This window comes from Nitrosospira multiformis (genome assembly GCF_900111585.1).
Taxonomy (GTDB): domain Bacteria; phylum Pseudomonadota; class Gammaproteobacteria; order Burkholderiales; family Nitrosomonadaceae; genus Nitrosospira; species Nitrosospira multiformis_B.
In genome coordinates this window covers 1-25,466 of sequence record NZ_FOHI01000008.1, presented here as the reverse complement: position 1 = coordinate 25,466, position 25,466 = coordinate 1, and the positions used below count along the sequence as shown (strand labels likewise).

Below are 25,466 nucleotides of genomic sequence, written 5' to 3'. Positions count from 1 at the left end.
GATCGCATTTCGATTATATTCCTTCGGCTTCTGCGCTAGCTCCCGAGCGCCCTGTACAGGTTATAAAGACTGGTTATAATGATCAGGGAACCCACGAGTATGAGCAGGGTCTTCGCGTGCAGCTTTTTGCATAGAACTGCCGCAAACGGCGCGGCGAACAAACCGCCGAAGACCAATCCCGCAATGATGGGCCATGTATTGGTTTCCATCAGCAAGGTGAAAACGGCGGCGCCGGTCAGCGTCAGGAAGAATTCGGCGAAATTGACGGAGCCTATGGTCGTGCGCGGATCGTTTCCCGTACTGACCAGCGTGGATGTTACCACCGGTCCCCATCCGCCGCCTCCTGCCGCATCGACGAATCCGCCAAACAGGGCGAGCTTTCCCACATGCTTCGGTGGATTCTTGCGCAGACGCAAAGACCGGAACGCTTTGCTCAGAATGTAAATTCCCAGCAGCAACAGATACGCGGAAACATAGGGCTTGAAGAGGGCGCCATCGACCTGCGTCACCAGCACTGCTCCCAGGATACCGCCAAGGATGCCGGGAACGAGCAGTCGGACGAACAAATCCTTGTTCACGTTGCCGAACTTGACATGCGAAATGCCGGAAACGCCGGTGGTAAAAATCTCGGCGATATGGACGCTGGCGCTGGCCACCCCGGGTGTGGCGCCCGAAGCAAGCAGGAAGGTAGTGGCTGTCACCCCATAAGCCATTCCCAGAGCGCCATCCACGACCTGGGCGAAGAACCCGACTATCGCAGCATTCCAGAAAATACTGCTGCTCAGGGTTTCGCCAATGATCTGCCAGCCCCCTAACCAGTTATTGGAAATAAAAAAACGACCGGCCAGAAAAAGGATCAATAAGATCAATACTGCCACGGCAAACCAGGCCGCCGCGTGAAGGAGCGGGTGAGTGCCGGGATGGGAGACCGGTTCCTCGACGGGAGGAATCCCCAATTGCTGATGTTCGATATTGATCGGGTTGCCTGACAGATCCAGGTTGCGAATCTTCATACCTTATTCCTGCCTCTTCTATAAGCGCAACACTATACCGACAGGCATGAATATCCAGAAATAACCTAATAGAATATGTTTATTCTTTTGTTATTTCCGCGAACGGACCAATCCACACACTTGTTCGACAGATGGCCGATATCATCCTAGTTATTCATCTTCTGTTCGTGCTGTTTGTCGTCGGCGGTCTGCCCCTGATCTGGGTGGGTAACTGGATAGGGTTGAGCTTTGTGCGAAATCGAAGGTTCCGGTTTGCCCATCTTGCCGCTATCCTGTACGTTACCGCCGAGTCCCTTCTTGGCGTGGTATGTCCGCTGACATGGCTGGAAGACGCGTTGCGTGGGAGGGCAACCGAAACAGGTTTCATCGAGCGCTGGCTGCACCTCATCCTCTTCCATGATCTTCCGGAATGGGTATTTCTGGTAGCGTATGTACTGTTCGCGCTCCTGGTGGTCATTACTTTCCGACTCATTCCGCCGCAGCCGCGCCGCTCCTCGCAATGATTTCCGGTCGTAATTGACCCGTTTTTCTGCACAGCGTAAAGTCATGCATAGAAAGAAGTTCATCTACAGAGAGGTTGAAGCCTCTACACCCTTTTACCCTTTTGCGCACCGGCAGCTACTTTCCGAAAACTCTCATCATGTCTTCCCTCACAACGTTCTTGCATCGCTTCATCCGTCACCGCCGTTTCATGATCGGTCTGAGCGTTTTCGCCGGGATAATTATCCTGTTTGGTCTGCTCGGCTATTTCTGGTTGCCCGGATATGCCAAGGCAAAACTGGAAGACGCTTTATCGGACGTTCTGCATCGCCCAGTTACTGTACAGTCGATCGACATTCAGCCCTATACGCTGGAGTTGACGGTTCGTGGTTTTCGAATAGGCGAAAAAGAGACAAGCGTAGACGCAGACAGGAATCTTTTTTCCTTTGATGAACTTTACCTCGATCTGAGTATTGCCTCTATTGCTCATCGTGCGCCCGTGATCAGTTCGGTTTCGCTCAAAGGACCGGCTGTGCGCCTCGTTCGCGAAGCGCAGCAGCAGTTCAATATCACCGATCTGATAGAAGACTTCATGAAACGGCCGAAAGAAGAGGAGGAAGAGGGCGGCAAGAGCATGTTCTCGGTACAGAATATTGTTATCGAAGACGGGCGCTTCGAATTCGTCGACCATGTGAAAAAAAGTCAGCAGGAGATATCCGACATTCAAATCGGTGTACCTTTTATCGCCAATTTCGAAAGCGCGGAGGAAACATGGGTGGAACCGCGCTTCAGCGCCAAGGTGAACGGTGCCCCGTTCAATCTCACCGGGAAGCTGCGGCCTTTCACCACAAACCGTGAAGCGACACTTGAGATCAAGTTGAGCGATGTGGATCTGACGCGTATAGACGAGTATTCCCCCATTCCAGTCGGTATTCACCTTCTCTCCGGGTATTTCGACAGCGAACTCTTGTTGACGTTTACCCAAGTCGACGGCCAATCGCCTGCCTTGGTTCTCACAGGCAATGCCGCCTTAAAGAAGCTGAAAGTCGAGAATCATTCGGTGGAGGCGCCATATGCTGCCACGCTGGGCGAATTCAACGTCCAATTGACTGAAATAAACCTGAATGCGGTGAAGCCTTCGCGAGCTGCCGTAGTCCTGACGGAAATTGCGGTGACGCCAGAAGGCAGCGCTGAACCCACACTCAACCTGCCGAAGCTTACGCTGGATGAGATCGTGGCTGATACCGGACAGAAGAATGTTAGTCTCGGCGCTGCAACTCTGGATCGCTTCAATGCCTCATTGCGACGCCTTAAAGATGGTCGGCTCGATCTTGCCAAGCTTTTTACCCCGATAAACAGGGCGGAAAAGGCATCCCAATCCTCTGCCCCTCCTTCTCTCAAAGCGGACACAGGCAAGCCATGGACGGTAAAACTTGGAAGCTTCAAGCTGGCGGATGCCGCGCTGCGCTTTGAAGATGCCACTTTGCCGGACGTAGCCCCCATGGTGGTCAATACCCTGGACCTGGCAGTCAATCAGATCGACTTCAGCGGCGCAACGCCATCCCAACTTGAGCTAAAGGCGGAAGTAAACAAAACAGGCAGCCTGGAAACAAAAGGTACCCTTGCCTGGGCACCGGTCGCCGCGGATCTGGCAGTCAATGCCAAGGATGTTGATCTTGTTGCATTGCAAGGCTGGGCTGGAGACCGGTTGAATGTGCTGTTCTCGCGCGGTGCATTATCCTTCCGCGGCAAGATCAAAGCGGATGGGGGCAAGGGGCAGGAGCCGGGAGAAAAGGCATCGCCGTTAAAAGTAGCGGTGCGCGGGGATGGAAGGCTCACTAATTTCAACATGCTGGACAAGGCGGATGCCACCAACCTCATGCGTTGGCGAAGTGTCGATATCAAGGGCATCGAGTTTGCCAATGAGCCTCTCAGCATCAACGCCGCTGCGATCACGCTTACCGACTTTTTTGCCCATGTCGTCATTACTCCTCAAGGCGAGTTGAATCTCAAATACATCGTGCGGCAGGAGGAAACAGCGGTTTCTCCCTCGCAGGCTGCTGCTGCGCCGGCACCGACGCCCGAGCCGGAACCAGCGAGCACATCTCCCGAAATATCACGAGCTGCGCCTGTTCCTTCACAGCCCTCTCCGCGCAAGAATCTACCCGTCCGCATAGGTCGTATCGTGATGCAGGGAGGACACGTCAATTTTCAGGACCAGTTCATCCAGCCCAACTATCGCGCCTACTTGACCGACCTGGCGGGACGCATAGGACCGCTCAATCCCCGAAAAACCGGAGAAGTGGATATTCGCGGCGCGGTAGATAAAACGGCCCCATTGAAAATCAGCGGGTCGGTCGATGCCTTCGGCAGAGAACTCAACCTTGATATTACGGCCTCGGCCAAAGGTATCGATATGCCTACGTTCAGCCCCTATTCCGGAAAATATATCGGATACGCAATCGAGAAAGGCAAACTATCGGTCGACGTCCACTATCATGTTGAACATGGCGAGTTAACAGCGGAAAACAGTATCTTCCTGGATCAACTGACTTTCGGTGAGAAAATCGAAAGTCCGGATGCGATCTCGATTCCGGTCAACCTGGCATTGGCGTTGCTAAAAAACCGACGCGGAGAAATAGATATTCGCCTTCCTGTAAGCGGTTCCATCAACGATCCGAAATTCAGCCTGGGAGGCATAATTGTCAAAGCCATCCTCAACTTGCTGACCAAAGCAGCTACGGCGCCTTTCACGGTGCTCGGATCGCTTTTCGGGGGAGAAGAACTATCGGAGATCAATTTTCCCGCAGGTGAGGTAAAGATTCCGCCAGAGGCAGAAGAAAGACTCCAGAAGTTAGCCCAGGCACTGACAGATCGGCCAGCGCTCAATCTCGAGATCATCGGTCATGCCGATGCCTCAAGTGATCCGGAGCCTTTGAAGCGGGGTGTACTTGAACGCAAAATCAAGGCGGAAAAATTGTCAGTGGATATCAAAAAAGGAAAATCTTACGATTCTCTGGAAGATGTAACGCTGACACCGGAGGAATATGAAAAATACCTGGAGCAGATTTACAAGGATGCCAAGTTCGAGAAGCCGAAAAACTTCATCGGTCTGTCAAAAAGCTTGCCTGCGGAAGAGATGGAGAAGCTGATGCTTGCCAACATCGACGCGGGCGATGCAGAACTGCAGGAGCTTGCCGAAAGCCGGGCGATGAGTGCACGAGACTGGCTGATCGAGCATGGGGGAATCCCTGATGCTCGAATTTTCGTACTTTCACCGAAAGTTGAAGCAGGGACGAACCGCGAGAAGGCGGGTAATCGCGTGGAGTTCTCACTCAGGTAAGTCCCCGGCAGAAGCGGCATTTCCGCCCTTGTCAGCTACGGAAATGTCCGCTGTCTGCCGTATGCTTTTAAGCTACTGTATCTTCCGGCGACTTTAAAAATCCACCTGAAAGCGTGTCAACCACATATCGAGATTGGCATTGTTAAAGCCGGCACTGCGGCGATCCGTCACCCCCGCCGTGTTTACATCGAGGACATGAATATAATTGGTCATGACGCGAACATTGGAATGAGGATACCAGTTCAGACCGAACTTGATGAGGTCGGCCTTTCCGCCCCTGATGACCCCGTCGTTCATATTCATGTAATCGTACCCCGCGGCAATTTCCCAGGCTCCCCAACCCGGGCCATTGAGCTGAAAAGCCTGGAGGGGTTTTATTCTGTTCCATGCTCCATTCTTGACATGGTAAACACGGGATTCGCCGGTCAGGAAGTAGCTTAAGTAACCGTAGAAGCCGAACAGCGATTCCCCGCTGTAGCCATGGCCATTTACATGGGTTTGCAGATACTCTCCCTGTGCCGAGAACGGACCATAGACTAGGGCAGTTTCCGCACCCCAGCGAGTATAGCTTTCCACGCGGCGCGAGTTTGGATCGTTCTTGTTGCCGATGCTCAGATTGCTGGTATTCAGCACATTGGTTCGGTCAACGTTGGCGCCGGGAAAAGATGCGAAGCTCATCCCGCCGTTGGCGAAGTCGCCATCTCCTTCGTACTGCGTATTGACCCTGGTGTATGCTGCTGACGCTCCTACATGCCAGAACTTGGTCTCGCTCTCCATCCAGGGCCTGCCGGAGATACGACCGACTCCTTCCCAGCTGGTGTCGCCCGAGCCATTATTGCGGCTGTTGTTGCCATTGGGATTGACTGACGTCGAGGCGCTGGACCAGCTTCCCACCGGCTCGGTCTGGAAGGAGATTCCAGTTTGCCAGCGCGGCACGGCATAGTTGACGCCTATCCCGGTCTTGTAGACGTTGGGATTATCGAGAAATGTGTTCACGGCCATATTCCGTTCGATAAACGTCAGAAAGCGATTGCTGGTCGCTTCCTCCATGCTAAACGGCTCCTTGAACGACCCTACCTTTACGGATAACGGACTATTGAAGTTATAACGGATGAATGCGTCCGTGATCCCCGATGCCACCGATCCGTTTCCGCGGCTGAAGTCGAACTCGAACTTGTAGTCCCATTTTTTGAACATCGTGCCTTCCACGCCGAGACGGGCACGCCGGATATTGGCGCCACTGTTCAGCTCATAAGGACGATCATTGGGTGCGGGCGGCAGGACGTCGTTGGTAATGTTATATTGCGAATCTACTTGCATTCGTCCGTCGACTTCCGCCGTAAAGTTTCCATCAGCACTTTCAAAATGCAATCCAGGTCCATATTTCATCTTGGTTTTTTCAGTTTGCTTGACCCGCTCTTCCAATGATGCCATATCGCTGACGAGACGCGCTTCCCGCATCTTCGCCTTCATTTCGATGTCTCTACGGGCTGCCATCAGTTCTGCCGGATCTGTTTTTTCGGTTGCCCTTTCTGCTATCCGGCTGTCGGAGTTTTCCACCGGTGCATCAGCGGTTTTACTGGTTTTACCGGCAGTTTTTGTCGCAGCATCCTCTTCCCTAACGAAAGAACCGATATGCACACGTCCGGGTCCCGGTTTCGCATAGATTTGCTCGGTTTTAGTATCGACATAAAGATCAAGGGCGAAAGCTGCGGACGATAAGCTTGAACCCAGAGCGGTAGCGAGTGCCAGTGTAAGCTTGCGTAATTTCATCGGTGTATTCTCTTTTCGGATGTTTGATAAAAACCGAGGGGAGAATAATTCCGGCAGATGTCTGTTTCATTGCAGTTTTGTCACAGTTTTATGACAAACCTGATGATTTCGGGCCAGATCGGCGCGCCTGAAAAGGGTTTGACGTCATGTCAACCGTGCATCGTTTTGAATCGGAAGCAGGCGCAGAGAGGGGCAATATAATGAAGTGACATAGAAAAACAATGGCTCGGCATGCGCTACATTTCACTTTTTCTTTTGCCGTGATAGTCTATGTGCTGTTATTGAATTACCAACTCCGGTAAGACTTGAAACCATCGAAGAGGAAAGTTTATGGAAATGCATGTATATGATACTTGGGTGAAAGCCAAGGATGGCCGCACGATGCACTTTGACGTGTTCACAAACACGAGAGACGACAAGAAAGCGATCGAGTATGCGAAGCAGTGGCTGACTTCTGTTGGTGAAGGCGATGCAACGGTTAGCAGCAGGGAGTGCAGGTTCTGCCACAGCGAAAAGGCCCCTGCCAATGTCGAGGAAGCAATCAGCAAGGACGGTTACTTCATCTACAAGATGGAAGGGTGCAGGTGAGCCTGCGGGCCGCTGCGCGAATAATACAGGAAGAAATTGGAGGGGGTCTCAGGGGATCGGTTGAAGTTGTAAATGAATTCGAGGGATGATACGCATCCGCAAAGCCTTGCTGGTTCTCCACATCGGCTCTGTTCAATACCTCAGCGTTTTGGCGCTCATGTTCGTTACCCCGCTCTGGGGTAGCGATCTCGTCAAAACCATTGAACGTGTCAAGCCCTCGATCGTAGGGGTGGGTACTTTCCAGAAAACACGTTCGCCCGCTCTGAATTTCCTCGGAACCGGTTTTGTATTGAATGATGGCCTCCATGTGGTTACGAATGCTCATGTTGTTCCCGAGGTGCTGGACGTTGCCAATCATGAGTCATATACCGTCATTACCGGCAAGGGAAAACAGGGTGAACTCAGGTCTGCCAATATTGCTGCAATCGACAAGGAGCACGATCTGGCGGTGCTCAGAATTTCCGGCGAGGCTCTGCCAGCCATGGAACTGGGAGATGCCCGCAAAGTGCGTGAAGGGCAGAATCTGGCTTTCACCGGTTTCCCGATCGGGATGGTCCTTGGGTTTTACCCGGTTACCCATCGTGCCATGGTTTCATCCATCACGCCGATTATTTTGCCCGCGCATAATTCGCGGCAACTCGACGCGAAGATGATCAATCAGTTACAAAAGCCCATTTATGCGGTTTTTCAGCTCGACGGCACTGCGTATCCGGGCAATAGCGGGAGTCCGCTTTATGATCCCGAGTCCGGGGTAGTCTATGGCGTAATCAACATGGTATTCGTGAAGGGGAAGAAGGAGGCGGCGCTCAGCAATCCGAGCGGCATAACCTATGCTATCCCTGCGACTTATATCCAGGAACTGCTGCGTCGCATCGAACCGGAGTAAAGACGTGATTGAAAATCTGCTCATACCCGCAACTCGACTGATTTTTGGATATTGAGAAGTAATTGGAAGGAGAAACAATGCAAACCGTTACCGTGGCAATAGCGGACACTGACGCCGGCAGGCGTTCGAAATTGGAGCAGTCTTTGCAGGAAGGGTCGGGTATCGAGGTGTTGACAGATGTGATGTCCGACGGGGACGGCATTCCTGCAGCCCATGAGCCTGAGCCTGATAAAAACCTTGTATCAATTGAAGATGTGGTTGCCAGGATTACCCAACTCAAGCCGCGTATTCTTTTTGTCAATCTCGATTTATCCATTGAAAGGGAATGCGCGCTGCTGGAAGCTTTACACCGGACATGCCCCGAAACGCTCGTGTTACTGCTGACCGATAAATCAGTTCAGGAGGAGCAGATCATCCAGGCCCTGGCGAATGGGGCGCGCGGCTGTCTCAGCCACGAGACTGATCCTTTTTATTTTTTGAAGGCTGTTCGTGTCGTGGACCGTGGTGAGATCTGGGTGACACGGCAGATGCTGGGCAAAATAATGGATAGAGTGCTGCACTGATGACTTGTTTTTTTCCGGGAGAACTCCTTGATCCTGCTGGCTAGCGCTTCTCAGGACGATCTGTATCATTGGGAGCAGGGGGTGCGCACCCTGTCTCCGATATTCTGCTCGACCAATCTTGAATCTCTCAAGGTTGAACTGGCTCGTTTAAAGCCTTCAGTTCTGCTGCTGGATTATGATTTGCCGCAATTGAATGCTCCAGGTGGAATTTCGGCACTTATAAAATTGCATCCAGAGGCTAAAGTGATAATCTTGAGTCACTCCCTTCCGGACGAGGCTGAGTGGGCGTTGTTCAGAACCGGTGTCAAGGGAGTTTGCCGGCGCGATATCGATGGAGAGCAGCTACACAGTGTGGTGACAGCGGTGCAACGCGGCGAACTCTGGATTCGAAGAACGCTCAGCTGGCATCTGCTGAATGAGCTTGTTACGATCACCCAGGAAAAGACCAAAATCAAACAGGCGATTGGAGAGCTGCTTGCCAATTTGACTCAACGTGAATATGAAATTGCAACGCTTGTGGGAAACGGTGAATCGAACAAGCAGATTGCCCGTCGGTTGGATATTACGGAGCGCACGGTAAAAGCTCACCTGACGGAAGTCTTTCGCAAGCTGGATATTGCCGACCGGCTCAAGCTGGCTTTGATTGTCAAGGGATCCATCTACCCCGGGGACTCCTCGAAAATGAGCCATTGAGTGTTTCGCATCCGCGGCAGGCTTCCCTGACATCACCCAGCTCTTCAGCATGAAAGCCTGGAAGGTTCGCTAGAGTATTCAAAAAAGATTTCGCTCAATAGCCAATAGTCCGTCCAATACTTCAGCCCAATATCCTTTTCACCTCTGGTTCCTGCTGGTTTCTGTTCCCCTTCTCCTTTTCATGTTTTCGTAGTGTTTGATGCGGAAGACTGCCCAGTGCTCCGGACGACGCCCCTTTCCGATTCTTGGCGTACTAAAGTCCAATTGTCCCTGCTGTAGAAATTGATATGATGTAGCGATCCAGTTCGGAAAACGGATCCTCATTCGAAGAATGTCTCATATAATCCAGGAAGTTAGATACTTATGAGTGCAGGAATGGCGCCATGCGTCACACTGGCATCGGAGAATTGAATGGGCGGCCCAGCAGTACTTTAAGCAGTGTGTTTAATCCGGCAGATAATTTTTCGCACGTGTCGGACCTGAAGTCTCTCTGCCAGATCTTCGGTTCGACAAAAGGAAAGAGACGGCTGAAAGAGGCGGCGCGAGCTGTCTTGCTCATTGTTGCCCGTTGCGGCATAGGATGAGGGGTGAAAATTGTTTCGTATTTCTAATCATTACATATCAAGAACGGTAGTCCTGCTCATCGGCGCGGAAGTATTCGTACTGATGTTCGTAGTGTATCTTGGAACAGGCCTTCGTTTTTTTAACTACGTTGAGCCATTTTCTCTCTCTTCCTTGCTTCCGGAAGCTGGCACCTTTGCTTTTGTCATGATTCTGTGCATGGCCGCGATGGGACTGTATCAGCTCGATTCGCGGCTGGATATCAAGGATACCCTGTTCCGCCTGATGCCATCCTTACTGGCCGGATTCGGGATCATGACCCTGATATTCTATCTGGTGCCCGATCTCTATCTCGGGCGAGGCATATTGGGACTGGTAATGCTCCTTGCCTTTTCCGGCATTCTCATGACGCGCGCGGCTTTTCTTAAATGGTCGAGCCTGCGGCTTCTCGAATCCCAGGCCATTGTGCTGGGAATAGGCGGAAGGGCCAGAGAGTTCGTCGAGCGGGCGAAAGATGGTTCCAGACACAGGGGCCTGAAGATCGTCGGTTTCGTTCCCCTAGCCGATGAAGAGCTGCAGGTCCCGGCCTCCTCGGTATTGCCCAGAGTGGATTCCCTGATGTCCCTGGTGAACCGTCTCAAGGTGAGGGAGATCATCATCGCGATCCAAGAACGAAGAGGAGGATGCTTCCCGATACAGGATTTGCTGGAATGCAAGCTGAACGGTGTCAAGGTTACCGATTCAGCCGCTTTTTTCGAGCGTGAGCAAGGCAAGATTCGTGTCAATTCCCTTTACCCGAGTTGGCTGATTTTTGGCGGGGGATTTGATCAGAGCCTTCTTCGAACCGCCATCAAGCGTGTTTTCGATGTGGTTGCGAGCAGCATACTGTTGATTATTACGTTACCCGTCATGGTCGTCACTGCGCTTTGTATTCTTCTGGAGGATGGCAGTCCGATTTTTTACCGCCAGGAAAGGGTAGGAAAGGGTGGTAAGACCTTTATGGTCGCCAAATTTCGCAGCATGCGGAATGATGCCGAGAGGGGGGGGAAGCCGCAGTGGGCGCTGACAAATGATCCGCGAGTGACACGTGTCGGTAGAATTATCCGCAAACTGCGGATTGATGAGCTTCCCCAGATATTCAACGTGCTTAACGGGGATATGAGCTTCGTCGGGCCACGTCCGGAGAGACCTTATTTCGTGAACCAGTTGATTGCGGAAATTCCCTATTACAACGTCAGGCACAGCGTAAAACCGGGAATAACGGGATGGGCGCAAGTTCGCTATCAATATGGGGCCTCAGTGGAAGACGCGATCGAAAAGCTTCAGTACGATCTCTACTATGTGAAGAACCACAGTTTGTTCCTTGATGTCATTATCCTGATAGAAACCATCGAGGTTGTCCTGTTAGGCAAGGGTGGAAGATGATTTTGAGGAACTCTAGTCCGAGATGCTGACGACGGTAGCCACCGCCAGCTATGCAATGGCTGGAATGGCGCATCTGGTCTTGGCTGCGCTCCTGCTTACAAGCTGGCGAGGGCGGCTGCATGGCATGATGCTCCTTGTCGCGTGCCTGCTTTCGGTACTGTGGGCCGCCTTCTTTGCTTATCAGGCAAACCAGAATGCTCCTCTTTCCCTTTCATCGGATGTGCTGGAGATTCTGAGAAATGCTGGATGGACAGGTTTTCTGATCGTGCTGCTGGGACTCCACCAGCAGGAAAAAAATTCCTCCGGTGCAAGAACTTCCCCGGCTCTCACGGCCATTGCATTGCTATACACCGGTTGTCTTTTTGTAACGGCGTATTCGCACGGGAAAGATGACCATGCGTTCCACGCCACGGCTGATTTCACGAGCACTATAGTCGGAAGTCTTGCCATGGCCATACTGGGTATGATCCTCGTCGAGCAGGTTTATCGTAACACTCCTCTACGACAACGATGGGGCATAAAGTTTGCGTGTCTCGGCATCGGCGGTATCTTTGCTTACGATTTTTATCTCTACAGTGATGCTTTGCTTCTCAAGCAGATCAATCCCGAGATATGGGCAGCACGTGGAATAATCAATGCCCTGGTCATTCCGCTTATCGCGGTTTCTGCTGCACGCAATCCCGACTGGTCGCTGGGGATTGCGGTGTCGCGCCGAATTCTTTTCTATTCGGCTGCGCTGTTCGGCGCCGCCGCTTATTTGCTGGCAATGGCGGCCACCGGTTACTACCTTCGATTTTTCGGAGGAAGCTGGGGTACCGTCATGCAGGTCAGTTTCCTGTTTGGCGCAATCGTTCTTCTTCTGGCGGTGCTATTCTCCGGAACGCTGCGCTCCTGGCTCAGGGTCTTCATCAGTAAGCATTTTTTCAGTTACAACTATGACTATCGGGAAGAATGGCTGCATTTTACCCGCACTCTCGCTGAAGGCGAGCATGGGCTGGAGGAGCGCGTAATCCAGGCTCTGGCGCAATTGGTGGAAAGCCCGGGCGGAAGCTTGTGGATCCGAAAGGAATCGGGGAGCTTCGAACCCGTCGCGCATTTGAATATACCGCCAGTAGGTGGGGTGGAGTCCTCAAGCAGCCCCTTCTGTCAATTTCTGGAAAACAAGGAGTGGGTAATCGATCTGGGAGAATATGCGGCAGGTCCCGAAAAGTACGCAATTCCTCTGCCCCAATGGCTGCAAGCAATTTCCAGGGCATGGCTGGTCGTGCCGCTGATTCAGCATCGAAAATTGTTCGGCTTCGTAGTGCTGGTCCAACCGCGGAGCAAGGTTAAGCTGAACTGGGAAGTAAGCGATCTGCTCAAGGTCGCCGGGAAACAGGCAGCAAGCTATCTGGCGCAGCACGAGGCTGCGAATGCCCTGATGGTTGCCCGCCAATTCGAGTCTTTCAACCGCATGTCGACTTTCGTCGTGCATGATCTGAAGAATCTCGTTTCACAGTTGTCCCTCTTGCTCTCGAATGCTGAGAAGCACAGGAAAAATCCCGAATTTCAGCAGGACATGATAGAAACCGTATATCTCTCGGTGCAAAAGATGAAGCGTCTCCTGGAAAAATTGAGCAGTGGCGATTCGCCGGAGAAGCCCGCCCCCCTCGTTATTGCCGAGTTGCTGCAGGCGGTAGTGAAAAGCAAATCCATTACCGAGCTCAAACCTGTTCTCGAGATACTGGATCCCGATCTTTCCGTATATGCAAACGCTGCACGACTGGAGCGCGTAGTGGGCCATCTCATTCAAAATGCAATTGAAGCCACTGCACGCAATGGACAAGTATGGGTTCGGCTAATGCGAAAGAATGATTTTGCCGTAATAGAAATAAAAGACACAGGACATGGCATGAGCGAGAAATTCATTCGTGAAAAGCTGTTCAAACCTTTCGAATCCACCAAGTCGGCAGGCATGGGAATAGGTGTTTTTGAAAGCAGGGAATACGTTTCCGAATTGGGCGGAGAGGTGGAAGTCAGCAGCAGCGCCTCGAGTGGTACGATTTTCCGGATCATTCTGCCTCTTTATGGAGTGCGGACTGCGGGCATTCAGAAGGCGGGCTGATTTAATGAATTCGAGGGACCGTAATACCGGTAATAAGAGGACTGAATGAGTCAGGATAAGAAGAGTTTGTTGGTGATCGAGGATGATCCCGGATTGCAACGCCAATTGCGCTGGAGCTTCGATGCTTATGAAGTGTTGGTGGCAAGCGACCGCGAAAGCGCGCTTGCTCTGGTCAGACGGCATGAGCCCGCCGTTGTTACCATGGACCTGGGGCTTCCTCCCGATGCGGATGGTGCTTCGGAAGGCCTGGCTACGTTGGAACAGATACTTGAACTCGTGCCAGATACGAAGGTAATTGTCCTCACCGGGAATCAGGACCATGGAAATGCTCTCAAGGCTATCGCTGCAGGGGCTTATGACTTTCATCAGAAGCCTTTTGATCCCAATATCCTGAGCCTGGTGATAGAACGGGCATACTATCTCTATGCTCTGCAGCAGGAGAATCGCAAGCTGTTGCAGGCCCAGATGAACTCTCCCATCAGCGGCCTCATAACCCGCGATCCCGTTTTGAGCAAGGTATGCCGCAACGTGGAAAAAGTCGCACCCTCGGATGCTACGGTTATACTGCTGGGTGAGAGTGGTACCGGCAAGGAAATTCTGGCGCGGGCGCTCCATCAGTTGAGCGCCAGGCGGGAGAAGCGCTTCATGGCCATTAATTGTGCAGCCATCCCGGAGGCGTTGCTGGAAAGTGAATTGTTCGGCTATGAAAAGGGTGCTTATACGGGAGCCATCAAGCAGACGCCCGGAAAAATCGAGCTCGCGCACGAAGGCACTTTTTTTCTTGACGAAGTGGGCGATCTGCCCATGCCCTTGCAGGCCAAGCTTCTCCGTTTTTTGCAGGAAAGGGTGATCGAGCGAATAGGGGGTCGGAAGGAAATACCCGTGGACGTGCGCGTGGTATGTGCCACGCATCAGAATCTCAAGAAACTGATCGAGGATGGACGTTTTCGCGAAGATTTGTATTACCGCTTGAGTGAAATTGTGATAACCATTCCTCCCTTGCGACAGCGGGTGGGGGATGCCGCGCTACTTGCCCATCATTTCAAGAACAAGTTTTGCATGCAGGAGAAACGTTCCTCTCTGAATTTCAGCCAGGAAGCGCTGGCTGCCATTGAAAATCATTCATGGCCAGGCAACGTGCGTGAAATGGAGAATTGTATCAAGCGCGCGGTCATCATGGCAGAGGGCTCGGTAATCGGCGCGGATGATCTCGGCCTATACGGCACAAGCGCAGCTGAACCTATCAATCTTCGCCAGATACGGGACAGGGCAGAATGCAGTGCGCTGATGAAAGCATTGGCGAGAGTGGATGGGAACGTGGTGAAGGCGGCTGAATTACTGGGCGTCAGCCGTCCCACCATTTATGATCTGATGAATCGCCACGGCTTGAAGTAATTCCATGCAGACACGCATTCCATATCAAAATTACAGTCAACAGGCTCGCTTCCAATGACGCACCTTATCCAGGATCTCGTTTTCGAATCTGCCAATCGTTTTTCAGATAAGGAAGCGCTGGTTTACCAGCGAAACAGACTGAGTTACGCTGATCTTGCGCGCGAAATCGGCTTGGTGCGAGCGGGTCTGCTGGCACTGGGGCTGGATCGAGGCGAGCGTGTCGCGGTCTACCTGGAGAAACGTATAGAGGCAGTGACGAGTCTGTTTGGGGCAGCGGCCGCGGGAGGCGCCTTCGTGCCAGTCAATCCGCTTCTGAAACCGGAACAGGTGGCCTACATCCTGCGCGACTGTAACGTAAGAATTCTCGTGACTTCGGTCGAGCGGTTGAAGTTGCTTGTCGAAGCGCTGCCTCAGTGTCATGATCTCCATGCGGTGATCGTAACCGATCGGGCAGAAGCCACCATGTCTGTTCCCGGTCTGACTGTCGTATCCTGGAATGACGTTGTCACCGCCGGCAAACCTGATGGGCGGGCAGTTCCGCACCATGCCACCGATGCTGACATGGCTGCTATCCTCTACACCTCAGGAAGCACGGGGAAGCCGAAAGGAGTCGTTCTTTCCCATCGTAATCTCGTAGCCGGCGCGGCAAGCGTATCTCAATATTTGAAGAACAGTCCGGACGACCGTATTCTGTCCGTGTTGCCGCTCAGTTTCGATTATGGACTGAGTCAGCTTACTACCGCGTTTCGCGTCGGAGCGACTGGCGTTCTGATGAACTATCTGCTCCCGCGCGATATCATCGATGCATTGAAGGAAGAAAAGATTACCGGGCTGGCGGCGGTTCCGCCTCTGTGGATTCAACTGGCGCAATTAAGCTGGCCGAAGGGTATTTCGTTACGTTATATCACCAATTCCGGCGGGGCGATGCCGAGGGCGACGCTTGATCTGCTGCGAAATGTGTTGCCCAATGCCGCCGTGTTTCTCATGTATGGGCTTACCGAAGCCTTTCGCTCCACTTTTCTTCCGCCTGAAGAAGTCGATACCCGTCCGGACTCCATCGGCAAAGCAATTCCTAATGCTGAGGTCCTGGTGGTACGGGAGGACGGGTCGCCTTGCGCTCCCGGCGAACCGGGCGAACTGGTGCATAGAGGTCCTCTTGTTTCCATGGGGTATTGGAATGACAAGGAAAAAACCGCTGAGCGCTTCAGGCCCGTTCCTTACCGGGAGTCAGGTCTGACTATCCCCGAACTGGCAGTATGGTCGGGAGATACGGTTCGCATGGATGAAGCAGGCTTTCTTTATTTTATCGGTCGTCGCGATGAAATGATCAAGACATCTGGTTATCGTGTCAGTCCGACAGAGGTCGAAGAAGTCGTTTATGGCACGGAACTGGTGGGAGAAGTCGCCGCGGTGGGAGTGCCCCACCCTGTGCTGGGTCATGCTATTGTCCTGATTGCGACCCCGAGGGCGGGTTTGAAGGCAGCCGACGATGCGTTGCTCGCTGCGTGCAAGACTCATCTTCCCGCCTTCATGCTACCCAGCCGGATCGAGTACAGAGAGGGCAGTTTGCCGCGCAACCCCAATGGCAAGATAGATCGCAAGCGTCTTGCTCAGGAATTGCACGATATTTTCATGGAACCCGGCGCATGACGGATTCTCGGCCAAGACACGCCCCCATTCAATTTTCCATAAACGATGATTGCCTCGAGATCGGAGGGCTGTCTCTCACACGCCTGGCGCAGCGCGCGGGAAAGACACCTTTCTACGCGTATGACCGGCAAAGGCTGACGGATCGCGTGGCGTTCCTGCGCCAGCATCTGCCTGCGGAAATTCACTTGCACTATGCGATGAAAGCCAATCCCATGCCGGCTGTCGTGCAGCATATGGCTCGATTGGTGGATGGATTGGACGTCGCTTCAGCGGGGGAAATGAAGGTTGCGCTCGATACCCCTATGCCACCCGGTGAAATCAGCTTCGCCGGGCCGGGCAAGAGCGACAGCGAACTTTCCTGCGCCATTGCCGCCGGCATCGTTCTCAATATGGAATCCGAGCAGGAAATGGAGCGAATCGCCACCCTGGGTGATTATCTTGGGGTACGCCCAAAAGTGGCTGTTCGCGTCAATCCGGATTTTGAACTTAAATCATCCAGCATGAAAATGGGTGGTGGTCCCAAGCAGTTTGGGGTGGATGCCGAACGCGTTCCTGCCATGCTGGCCCGACTGGGAAGACTGGCGCTCGATTTCGAAGGATTTCATATTTTCAGCGGCTCTCAGAACCTGAGAGTAGCCGCCCTGCAGGAAGCGCATGAAAAGACCTTCCAGTTGGGCATTGCGCTCGCGAAACATGCTCCCGCTCCCGTCCGCATGCTGAACATAGGCGGTGGTTTCGGTACGCCTTATTTTCCCGGGGATGAAGCGTTGGATCTGGCGGCGGTTGGCGAGAATCTGCGGCGCCTCATACCCGGAGTGAGACAGGCGCTACCGGAAGGGCGCATCGTCATCGAGCTTGGCCGATACCTCGTGGCGGAGGCGGGCATCTACGTTTGCCGGGTGCTCGAACGCAAGGAATCCAGAGGGCAGATATTCCTGATCACGGATGGAGGATTGCATCATCATCTGGCGGCTTCCGGCAATTTCGGTCAAGTGATACGCAAGAATTATCCGGTCGTAGTGGGAAATCGGGTACAGGGAACCGACAGAGAAATTGTTTCGGTGGTGGGACCGCTTTGCACGCCGCTGGATCTTCTGGCCGACCGCATGGAGATGAGCAGGGCGGAAGCGGGTGATCTTATCGTCGTGTTTCAATCCGGCGCATACGGCTTGACCGCCAGTCCTACGGCGTTTCTCAGTCATCCGCCGCCCATGGAAGTGCTGGTCTAGCAAATTCAGCACCGTCATGCATGAGGACCGTTATGCCTTTTGACCAAGAGGACGGCAAAAAGCAAATAATCCACAAAGAATCCATCAGATAACGAGAAGCACAATGCCAAGAAAACGTGGAGAATTTCTGTGAGTGGACTATGCGGCTGGCTGGGATATGGCCATTCTGTTACTGAAAACCTGGCGCTGCTCCGGCAAATGGCAAGCCCGCTCGTACGGTTTGACAGTTGTAAGTTGCATGCGTGCGCGAGCGGGAATAGTGCTTTGGCAACCGCTGCTCCGGACGGGCGCGCTCACATTTATCAGAGGGATGGGCTTTTTGCCGCGTTGTGGGGGCGGGGAAATTTTCTGGAACCTCGCCTGGATGAACAGGCGCAACGCGAAGGCATAGCGAGAACGCTGGCTGAAAATTGGCGGGGAAGGAGTGGAGGAGACGGAAGAGGCGCAAAGATTTTCGAGAGCCTGAGCGGTGCGTTTGCATGCTGTATTGTTGATGAGAATGCGAATGAGGTCGTTCTGGCGACAGACCGGATGGGCACTTACCCACTCTCCTACCAGGCTGTGGCCGGAGGCTTGGTATTTGCGTCGTCATCAGATGCCATACGCCTGCATCCTTCGATCAGCTCGGAAATCGACCTCCAGAGTCTGTATAACTACATCTACTTTCATATGGTGCCTAGTCCTGACACCATTTATCAGGGGCAGAAACGCCTTCTGCCGGGCGAATATCTCGTCTACAGTAAGGGCGGCATCAAGACCGGAAAATACTGGGAGATGCGGTTTCGGGAAGATGAAAGACGCCCTTTCTCGGAACTCAAGCAGGAGTTTCTCGAAGTATTGCATTCCAGTGTGCGGACCGCCATTGGCGATGACGAAACAGGTGCCTTTCTCAGTGGCGGAACCGACAGTTCGACGATTGCCGGGATATTGGGTGAGGTGAGCGGGCAACCGGCACGCACCTATTCCATTGGTTTCGATGCAACGGGTTATGATGAAATGGGATATGCCCGGATCGCAGCCAAGCATTTTGGCACCCGTCATCAGGAGTACTACGTTACCCCGGAGGATATCGTCTCCGCCATTCCCCAGGTTGCAGCGGTATTCGACCAGCCCTTCGGCAACTCTTCCGCGTTACCCGCCTATTACTGCGCGCAGATGGCAAAATCCGACGGCCTCAGCAGAATGCTCGGCGGAGATGGGGGCGATGAGCTTTTTGGCGGTAACGTACGTTATGCCAAGCAACACATTTTCTCGCTGTATGAGCAGACTCCCTTGTTATTGCGCAAGGGACTCATCGAACCGGTTGTTTTTGGTCTTCCTGGAGGAGGGGCGCTTCCCTTGATACGGAAAGCGCGCAGTTATGTTGAACAGGCGTCCATCCCCATGCCCGCGCGCACAGAGACCTACAATCTTCTTGAACGTTACGGACGCGACGCTATCTTTACCCCTGAATTTCTCGATGCGGTAAATCCGGGTTATCCGGCCCGGCTGCTGGACGAGACCTATCATGAGAATGATGCTAGAAGCTTGATTAATCAAATGCTTGCATTTGACCGCAAATTCACGCTCGCCGATAACGACTTGCCCAAGGTCGCCAAGGCGTGCGAGTTGGCGGGAATGGACGTTGCGTTTCCGCTTATCAGCGATGAGATTGTTGCTTTTTCCCTGCGGCTCGAACCTCACCTGAAGCTCAAGGGGACGAAGTTGCGCTACTTCTTCAAGGAAGCCCTGCGGGGATTTTTGCCGGACGATATTATTGCCAAGCAAAAACATGGTTTTGGGTTACCTTTCGGAGTGTGGCTTCAAACCCACAAAAACCTGCAGGACCTGGCATGGGATAGCCTGAGCGATCTCAAATCGAGAAATATCATCCGCGGTGACTTTATCGAGAAGCTGCTGCAGCAGCACCTGGAGGAGCATGCCGGATATCACGGCACCATGGTATGGGTGCTCATGATGCTGGAGCAATGGTACAGGCAGCGACAGGACTCTCGAAGTGCAATACATTCTCAGGCATGAGAACCGGGATAAGTAACAGATGATCAGTTGCGTTTCCAGGCACGAAACGCTTCTCCTGTAGTCCTCCGATCATAGCCTGGATGTCTGAGGTTGGAACTTTCATCCGCGCTATTCGCAGGCAGGAGGATTGCAGGCACAAGAAGTGCAGAATAAGAGAGCAGGCACCCTGAATATCCCTTGCCCTGACGGCTCGCTCCGCGGGATATCGCCTTGTGACTCGCTTCGATCTCTATCTCTTCGAACATCCCTTCACTCGCATCAACCAGATTTCCAGCCAAAATTCCTGTACCTGGCAGGCAAATGATAGCTACCATCATGTAAGAATCGTATTCTGGGCGTAACGATCGTATCCGAACGCGCCGGCGACCTGCTGGTGGAATTCGTGCCGGCAATGAAACAGGGTCTGGTTCTGAACAAGATACTGGGCACCATTCATACTTATCCGACCTACCCGGGGCCGGCAAATATGCGGCAGATGAATGGAGACGCGCTTATCTGCCTTCCCATCTGCTGCATTGGGTGGAAAGTACCATGCCTGCGGTGCGGCTGAAAGATGGAAAGGGCGCCCCGTCTAGGCCCGGAAAAGACTCCTGCAGCGATTGAAACCGCATTGCCCATGACCTCTTTCGAGAGAATTTAACCCTACATTTCCTATGGTTACGAATTTAGGCCGTCTATATGTCGCGCTTGACATCGAACTCTTCATCCAGCATACTCCAGCCCTCACGCAGTAATCAATATGCATACCAGCGTAGCAAGTATGGGTATTGCAGGTATGATATTGTCGGTGTGGGATCGGAAAGGATTATTTCCGGCAAGAGGGGTGGAACGGTTCAAGTCAGCTGTTCAATGGTCGCGAAAGAAGTTTGGAAATACTGCTTTTTTCGCCTGCATACAACCGCATGATAGGCCACGACAAGAGGTAAAAAGTGCGGGGTCAGAGGTAAGAGGCGTGGAGATTGCAGGCTCAGCCATTCGATAATTTTCTTTATCTTTTTTCTGACGGTATCGACCGGGTAGGATATTCTGATGCATGCCAATACGTCGATTCCAGATCGGAATAAAGTGGGTATGAATAGTTTCGGATGCATCGCGGCTGTGTGAACGTTTCAGCGGATTGTCTGTGTTCCTGAACGGATTCTCATGCAATCTGGAAAATCATCTGAAAAGAGCACATTGTCAATCGCGCCAGGATCATCGCATGCACCCGGGCTCCCTGTCGGCCGATATTCCATGATTTAACTGGGCATTAAAGATGAAATATACAGAAAGAAGGAGAATATAATGCAAGAAACCGCGTGGCAGGTTTCCCTTGTATTGATGCTGATGATCACGTTTGGTGTCGTGTTCGTCGCCATCAATTCCGGAAAGCGCGAAGAAGAATATGGGCCGCTGGTGAAGCGTGCATACAGTTTTCGCACCAAATTGTTCTGGGTGGTCGCGCTGGTCTTCTTCCCGGCGATGATCTACAACCTGATGGGCTTGCCTTATAGTCCCAAGGCCGTGGCCAGTAGTGGTCCTGCCCAGGTTATCAATGTTACCGGTCATATGTGGTACTGGGAAATGGACCGCGACCAGGTCGAGCCCAATCAGCCGGTCGACATACGTGTCACCAGCGCCGACGTGAACCATGGCTTCGGCATTTATGATCCTGACTTGCGTCTGATTGCGCAGGCCCAGGCAATGCCCGGCTACACCAACGTAATCCACATCACCTTCCCCAAGGAGGGTACCTACCGGGTATTGTGCATGGAGTATTGCGGTGTTGCTCATCACAATATGATGACCGAAATCAAAGTTGGGAAATCTTAAAAAGGAATAAGCATGGCAACTTATACTTATACCCCGGTTCCCGATCAGGGAGCCAAGGCGGGGGTGCTGGCCTATCTGGTCATCTCCTGTGTGGTATTGCTACTGATGATGCTTTTCGGCCTGCTTATGAGGATGGAGCAGGCGCAAATGATCTCTATCGGGGCACTCTGGTTTTATAAAATCATGACGTTGCACGGTGCCGGAATGGTGGGTATCGTCGCGCTGGCCGGAGCGGCCGTCATGTGGCATTTTCTGCGTCAGTATGTCGATCTGTCGACAGGTATATTCATGGCCAACCTGATCCTGTTTCTGACAGGTGTCGTCATGATCCTGGCAAGTGTCCTGCTTGGCGATTTCCACGCCGCCTGGACCTTCCTCTTCCCATTGCCAAGCACTTCCATGGGTATGTGGAGTCCGGGAGCCGCCGCGCTGTTCATGGGCGGACTGCTGGTCATCGGCGTCGGTTTCGTGCTGCTGCATCTGGATATCGCTCGCGCCATCATCAGCCGCTACGGCGGTCTGGGTCGCGGGCTTGGCTGGCCCCAGCTTTTCGGTCCTGATGACGGCAACGCACCGCCGCCGGCTGTGGTTGCCAGCACTATGGTCACCATCGTCAACCTGATTGGCCTGGTGGTAGGCGCCAGCATCTTGGTTATGATGCTGATCAATGTTTACGTTCCGACTTTCGAAATCGATCCGCTGCTGGCCAAGGGCATGATCTACTTCTTCGGACACGTATTCATCAATGCCGTTATCTACATGGCTGTGATCGCGGTCTATGAAATCCTGCCGCGCTATACGCAACGTCCCTGGAAGTCGAACAAGGTGTTTCTTGCCTCCTGGACCGCTTCCACAATAATGGTCATGTTCATCTTCCCGCATCACCTGTTGATGGATTATGCCTATCCCAAGTGGTTCCTGATCATGGGTCACATCATCGGCTATCTCAATACCTTCCCGATCCTGATCGTGACGGGTTATGGCGCCATGATGATCGTGTACCGTTCGGGTATTCGCTGGGATATGTGCTCACGGCTGCTGTTCGTGTCGCTCTTCGGTTGGGCAGTCGGCGCCATGCCCGCGTTCATCGACGGCACCATCACGGTCAACTATGTCATGCACAACACGTTGTGGGTGCCGGGACACTTCCATACCTATCTGTTGCTCGGCATGGTTGCGATGGTCTTCGGGTTCATGTATTACCTTGGCAAGCCGAACGAGAATGCGCCGGATAGCGCCCTTGACGTCGCTGCTTTCTGGGGATTCGTTATCGGCACGATGGGTTTCACCATGAGCTTCCTCTATTCCGGGAAAATCAGCGCGGCGCGCCGCTACGCGGAACATCTTCCGGAATGGGTGCCTTACGACAAAATTGCTTCATATTTCGCAATGCTGTTGATCGCTTCTGTGCTAGTATTCATCTTCCGCTTTCTTACGCGGTTGGGGCTGGCAAGCCGCGATTATCAACGTGCCTCCCTTGCGCGAAGTATGGCTACATAACACCTACATGGTAAGGGCGTGACATAACCCATGAGCCTGGCAAAACGCAGCGTACTTATTTCAGCGCTGGTGACTTCGCTGGGCACATGGGTTTTTTGGTGGGGGACTGACGGATTCACGGCATTTACGGCCGAAACGGCAAGACGCGTGGAAATACTTCGCTCTCCGCGTGCGCTGCCGGATGTTACACTTGAAGATCAGAACGGAAAAATCTTTCGCCTGAAAGATTACCAGGGAAAGTTGCTTGCGGTAGACTTCATTTTCACGCGCTGCACCACCTTGTGTCGGAGCATGGGCATGATCTTCAAGCAGATTCGGGACCTGATACCAGAGGAGTCGTTGGGGCGCGATTTTGCCCTGCTTAGCATCAGCTTTGATCCTGAGCACGACGATCCCGCCAGTTTGAAGAAGTATGGCGAAGCCTATGGTGCCGACGGCGAGATCTGGCGTATCGCAAGAGTACGCGATAAGGCGGAGCTTCAATCGCTGCTGGATGCGTTTGGCATTATCGTGATACCGGACCAGTTTGGCGGATTTGAGCATAACACCGCTCTCCATCTCGTTGGGCGGGATGGAAGACTCAGGCTGATCAGCGATATCGATAAAGCGGTCCCATTCGCCGAGCAAGTCGTAGCGTTGCTATGATTGGAACCCTATCTCATCATCCCGGCAGAAGCGCGCTTGCGCTTGGAGTGTTCTACCTGCTCCTTGCCACACCTATTGCACGAGATTGGCTGGAAGCCTCCATGAGCAGGCATATGCTGGTGCAGATGCCTTTGCTTGTAGTAATCGGAATCATTGCTGCCCGCCTGGTACCTGGGCGTATGCAGGACTCTCTCCTGATCCGGTTCGGTGGCGCTTGGCCTTGTGTAATAGCGGCCTTGTTTGCTTCAAGTTACTGGATGCTTCCTCGGGCACTGGATGCAGCATTGACAGATCCATGGGCCGAAGTGGCAAAATTCCTGAGCCTACCATTTCTCGTCGGATTTCTTCTGGTTTTGGCCTGGAGGCGCCTCACCCTTATTGGCCGGGGCTTTGTCTGGACCAATTTTTTCAGTATGCTGGCGGTACTCGGATGGTTATATATTGTTGCACCTGTGCGTGTCTGCAACAGTTACCTGGTGAATGATCAGGAGAATGCCGGGTGGTATATGGTCATAGCTTCGGTGCTGCTTTTCTTTTGGTGGCTCGGGACTTTGCTAGTAGGTGGCGGTGTTGGTCCGGATAAACCCGATCAAGGCGGGTCAGGCCGAACATTCGCATAAATCGTAAACTTTCCGTTAGGAGAATTGAGAGAAAAGTATGGACTATCATCCGCCATTGAAACTCATGGAAGAGGTGGAAGCTGCCAGCAAGAAAAAGGCGGGACTGGACGTGGGCACGATGTTGGTCAAAGGCTTCATGTCAGGCGCGCTTCTGGCGTACGGGACTGCCCTTGCGTTCAAGGTTTCCGCCGGTCTTCCTGAAAACGTTGGTGCACTGGTTTCAGGCGCCGTCTTCCCGGTCGGTTTTGCCATGATCATATTGCTCGGCATGGAGCTTGCCACCGGCAATTTCGCAGTGCTGCCCATCGGTGTGCTGCGGGGTAAAACCACACTCGATAAGCTGTTCCGCAACTGGACTTGGGTATATATCGGTAATTTTTTTGGTTGTGTCTTTGTCGGGTTGCTGCTCGCTATCGCCTTGACCGAAGCGTTTGTCGAGGGACATGGCGCACTTGGGGAAAAGATCATCGCCGTAGCCAAATCCAAAACACTGGTATATGAGCACGCGGGCGCGAACGGCTGGTTGACCGCCTTCGTCAAAGGCATATTGTGCAACTGGATGGTGGCGATGGGTACCATCCTGGGCATGATTTCCACATCCGCTACTGGCAAGGTGGTTGCCATCTGGTTGCCGGTTTCAACCTTTTTTGCCTTGGCCTTCGAGCACTCCATCGTAAACATGTTTGTCATGCCCACGGCTATTCTCCTCGGCGCTGACATCACTGTCGGACAATGGCTGTTCTGGAACCAGGTTCCGGTAACGCTCGGTAATATCGTGGGGGGTGCAGTATTGACAGGCATGGTGCTGCATTACGTCAATAAGTCTGCTCCTTATCCTGCCACCACAGAAGAAAAGCCGGTGAGCGGCGCGACGCGCACGGCACCTTAAAGAAATATCTCCGAAACGTCGCGGCGCTTGGCGTCGCGATGCTCAATTTCCTTGACACAGGGTATCTGTCCAGTTAGGCTACGCGCTGTTTTAGTCTGGCCCGGGAATTGCGCGGGATTTTGGCTGAGACATGGATATGTGTAGCGAGGGAAGGCCGTATCGGAATGATGCGGTGACGCGGTATCCAGACACAACAACATCATTACGGAGTAAAGGAGAGAAGCAGATGTTAATGAAGCCTTGGCTGAGGCTGGTTACGCTTGCGTGTGGGGTGCTGT

General features: G+C 52.9%; 21 protein-coding genes. 19 read left to right on the top strand and 2 right to left on the bottom strand.

Annotated features, from left to right (window positions below):
• Positions 1-35: 35 nt before the first annotated feature.
• Positions 36-1,013: a sulfite exporter TauE/SafE family protein gene (locus tag BMW46_RS11965; RefSeq protein WP_074708884.1), complete on the bottom strand. Its 978-nt coding sequence runs from the start codon at positions 1,011-1,013 to the stop codon at positions 36-38.
• A gap of 131 nt (positions 1,014-1,144) precedes the next feature.
• Here BMW46_RS11965 and BMW46_RS11960 point away from each other — a divergent pair, with 131 nt between their 5' ends.
• Both BMW46_RS11960 and BMW46_RS11955 read left to right on the top strand, forming a co-directional pair.
• On the top strand, positions 1,145-1,516 hold the full coding sequence (locus BMW46_RS11960; RefSeq protein ID WP_074708882.1) for a DUF2784 domain-containing protein: 372 nt from the start codon (positions 1,145-1,147) through the stop codon (positions 1,514-1,516).
• Between the two features lie 137 nt (positions 1,517-1,653).
• On the top strand, positions 1,654-4,836 hold the full coding sequence (locus BMW46_RS11955; protein ID WP_074708880.1) for a DUF748 domain-containing protein: 3,183 nt from the start codon (positions 1,654-1,656) through the stop codon (positions 4,834-4,836).
• 93 nt (positions 4,837-4,929) lie between these two features.
• Here BMW46_RS11955 and BMW46_RS11950 read toward each other — a convergent pair whose 3' ends face one another.
• Positions 4,930-6,609 carry an OprO/OprP family phosphate-selective porin gene (locus BMW46_RS11950; protein ID WP_074708878.1) on the bottom strand — a complete coding sequence of 560 codons (1,680 nt, stop codon included), beginning with the start codon at positions 6,607-6,609 and terminating at the stop codon, positions 4,930-4,932.
• Between the two features lie 330 nt (positions 6,610-6,939).
• On the opposite strand from BMW46_RS11950, the gene BMW46_RS11945 reads away from it, so the two are divergent.
• The 17 genes from BMW46_RS11945 (at position 6,940) to BMW46_RS11855 (ending at position 25,188) form a co-directional block, all read left to right on the top strand.
• Complete coding sequence (locus BMW46_RS11945) at positions 6,940-7,197, top strand: DUF2024 family protein (RefSeq protein ID WP_074708876.1); 258 nt, start codon at positions 6,940-6,942, stop codon at positions 7,195-7,197.
• Between the two features lie 85 nt (positions 7,198-7,282).
• Positions 7,283-8,083 (top strand): S1 family peptidase, encoded by an 801-nt coding sequence (locus BMW46_RS11940; protein WP_074708874.1) that lies wholly within the window; start codon positions 7,283-7,285, stop codon positions 8,081-8,083.
• A 77-nt stretch (positions 8,084-8,160) separates the two neighbouring features.
• Positions 8,161-8,646 carry a response regulator gene (locus BMW46_RS11935; protein WP_074708872.1) on the top strand — a complete coding sequence of 162 codons (486 nt, stop codon included), beginning with the start codon at positions 8,161-8,163 and terminating at the stop codon, positions 8,644-8,646.
• A 27-nt stretch (positions 8,647-8,673) separates the two neighbouring features.
• Entirely contained in the window at positions 8,674-9,339 is a 666-nt protein-coding gene (locus BMW46_RS11930; protein WP_256377055.1) for a LuxR C-terminal-related transcriptional regulator, read from the top strand.
• A 383-nt stretch (positions 9,340-9,722) separates the two neighbouring features.
• On the top strand, positions 9,723-9,923 hold the full coding sequence (locus BMW46_RS11925) for a hypothetical protein (protein ID WP_074708870.1): 201 nt from the start codon (positions 9,723-9,725) through the stop codon (positions 9,921-9,923).
• A gap of 10 nt (positions 9,924-9,933) precedes the next feature.
• On the top strand, positions 9,934-11,325 hold the full coding sequence (locus BMW46_RS11920) for a TIGR03013 family XrtA/PEP-CTERM system glycosyltransferase (protein ID WP_074708868.1): 1,392 nt from the start codon (positions 9,934-9,936) through the stop codon (positions 11,323-11,325).
• A 22-nt stretch (positions 11,326-11,347) separates the two neighbouring features.
• The gene (gene prsK / locus BMW46_RS11915; RefSeq protein ID WP_074708866.1) at positions 11,348-13,429 is read left to right on the top strand and encodes an XrtA/PEP-CTERM system histidine kinase PrsK; all 2,082 of its coding nucleotides are present in this window, start codon (positions 11,348-11,350) and stop codon (positions 13,427-13,429) included.
• A gap of 45 nt (positions 13,430-13,474) precedes the next feature.
• Positions 13,475-14,824 (top strand): PEP-CTERM-box response regulator transcription factor, encoded by a 1,350-nt coding sequence (prsR, locus tag BMW46_RS11910; protein ID WP_074708864.1) that lies wholly within the window; start codon positions 13,475-13,477, stop codon positions 14,822-14,824.
• Positions 14,825-14,878: 54 nt separating this feature from the next.
• Positions 14,879-16,474, top strand: coding sequence for an acyl-CoA ligase (AMP-forming), exosortase A system-associated (locus tag BMW46_RS11905; RefSeq protein ID WP_074708862.1), 1,596 nt, complete (start codon positions 14,879-14,881; stop codon positions 16,472-16,474).
• Positions 16,471-17,703 carry a pyridoxal-dependent decarboxylase, exosortase A system-associated gene (locus BMW46_RS11900; RefSeq protein ID WP_074708860.1) on the top strand — a complete coding sequence of 411 codons (1,233 nt, stop codon included), beginning with the start codon at positions 16,471-16,473 and terminating at the stop codon, positions 17,701-17,703. The genes BMW46_RS11905 and BMW46_RS11900 overlap by 4 nt, the downstream gene beginning before the upstream one ends.
• Positions 17,704-17,832: 129 nt before the next feature.
• On the top strand, positions 17,833-19,722 hold the full coding sequence (locus tag BMW46_RS11895; protein WP_074708858.1) for an asparagine synthetase B family protein: 1,890 nt from the start codon (positions 17,833-17,835) through the stop codon (positions 19,720-19,722).
• A 373-nt stretch (positions 19,723-20,095) separates the two neighbouring features.
• Entirely contained in the window at positions 20,096-20,272 is a 177-nt protein-coding gene (locus BMW46_RS15830; RefSeq protein WP_371113511.1) for a hypothetical protein, read from the top strand.
• A 734-nt stretch (positions 20,273-21,006) separates the two neighbouring features.
• Positions 21,007-21,534, top strand: a complete 528-nt coding sequence (locus BMW46_RS11875) for a cupredoxin domain-containing protein (RefSeq protein ID WP_081355788.1) — start codon at positions 21,007-21,009, stop codon at positions 21,532-21,534.
• A 12-nt stretch (positions 21,535-21,546) separates the two neighbouring features.
• A complete protein-coding gene (locus BMW46_RS11870) occupies positions 21,547-23,034 on the top strand; it encodes a cbb3-type cytochrome c oxidase subunit I (protein ID WP_074708850.1) in 1,488 nt (495 codons plus the stop codon).
• Positions 23,035-23,064: 30 nt separating this feature from the next.
• Positions 23,065-23,679, top strand: coding sequence for an SCO family protein (locus tag BMW46_RS11865; RefSeq protein ID WP_074708848.1), 615 nt, complete (start codon positions 23,065-23,067; stop codon positions 23,677-23,679).
• Positions 23,676-24,299: a hypothetical protein gene (locus BMW46_RS11860; protein WP_074708846.1), complete on the top strand. Its 624-nt coding sequence runs from the start codon at positions 23,676-23,678 to the stop codon at positions 24,297-24,299. Before BMW46_RS11865 ends, BMW46_RS11860 begins: the two co-directional genes overlap by 4 nt.
• Positions 24,300-24,336: 37 nt before the next feature.
• Positions 24,337-25,188: a formate/nitrite transporter family protein gene (locus tag BMW46_RS11855; protein ID WP_074708844.1), complete on the top strand. Its 852-nt coding sequence runs from the start codon at positions 24,337-24,339 to the stop codon at positions 25,186-25,188.
• The last annotated feature ends 278 nt before the right edge of the window (positions 25,189-25,466 follow it).